Genomic DNA, 611 nt, shown 5'->3' on the forward strand with positions numbered 1-611 from the left:
AATGCCGGTATGTTCAAACTGCTACGTGAAGAAGCGGCGGTCACTGCGGGCAATCTAAAGGCAGGTTACACAAGGCTTGTTTCCGTTTCCATCGGTCCCGGCAGTGCAATTGCTTCCCGTATCGAAAAGCTGGAGGCAAAAGTTGATGAGGATATTGCTCAGGCTGTTAGCCAACTGACAACGCGTATCAATACAGTTGGCGATACTGTTGAAGCTCAGGCTGAAGCAATTACCCTGCTCACTGCTGATGTCGGCAACTTCTCCGCTAATGGGCTGATACGCATTACCAGTGAAGCGACAAGTGGCAGTGCTTTGTCTCGGATTGCTTTCAGTAGTTACGTAGAAGCTATGGGGCAGACTGCACAGGCTGCGATGTGGTTGGAAGCCTTCACAGGCGACGACGGCCAATTGTTGAGCCGGATCATGACGAACTCGGATCAGTGGATTGTAACCAATGGTGTGAACAGCATGGCGCCAATGACGTTCATTAATGGTGAACTGACCCTGATGGTGGCAAAAATCAAAGAAATCATTTCAGGTCTGATCCGCTCACCTGACAGCAAATTCGTCATTAATCTTGATGAGGGTTTTTTGAAGGTGTCTGACTGATG

General features: G+C 49.1%; 1 pseudogene. It reads left to right on the top strand.

Annotated elements, in window-relative coordinates:
• Positions 1 to 609: pseudogene (locus tag JNC80_RS20015) on the top strand (phage tail protein); the annotation flags it as partial.
• Positions 610 to 611 lie beyond the last annotated feature (2 nt).

The sequence above is a fragment of the Pseudochrobactrum lubricantis genome (assembly GCF_041929865.1).
GTDB lineage: Bacteria > Pseudomonadota > Alphaproteobacteria > Rhizobiales > Rhizobiaceae > Pseudochrobactrum > Pseudochrobactrum saccharolyticum.